Source organism: Lysinibacillus sp. UBA6686, from assembly GCF_002455205.1.
GTDB classification, from domain to species: domain Bacteria; phylum Bacillota; class Bacilli; order Bacillales_A; family Planococcaceae; genus Lysinibacillus; species Lysinibacillus pakistanensis.
The window spans coordinates 5,697-6,004 of sequence record NZ_DKJS01000050.1; the positions used below are offsets into that span (position 1 = coordinate 5,697).

1 protein-coding gene is annotated in these 308 nt (G+C 50.6%); it reads left to right on the top strand.

Going from position 1 to position 308, the window contains the following annotated elements; translation table 11 throughout:
• Positions 1-76 precede the first annotated feature (76 nt).
• Positions 77-223, top strand: coding sequence for a hypothetical protein (locus B2R82_RS13165; RefSeq protein WP_286925301.1), 147 nt, complete (start codon positions 77-79; stop codon positions 221-223).
• Positions 224-308: the final 85 nt, after the last annotated feature.

Sequence of the window (308 nt, forward strand, 5' to 3'; positions counted from 1 at the left end):
GACGGGTTAATCTCCGTTCCGCCTGAGTGCTTTGTAGCTGTCGCTTTGCTTTCGCTACAGAAAACATTTGCCGCTGATGCTTCGCTTTCGCGCAGAGCTTCCTGGGGAGCGTCCGATGAGCCGCTTGGGGCAACAGGAGGTTGGTCACGAAGGCGTTGTCACAGGACGTGACGATTTTAGCCTTTGTTCCCCTAAGTTGCTCGCTCCATGGTCTCATCTTTGACGCTGAATCTCCGAGGAGTTACTCAGTCTACACTCCAATCAACCTTCACTTTGATAATGTAGGTTGACAGCTATAGAATTGTACT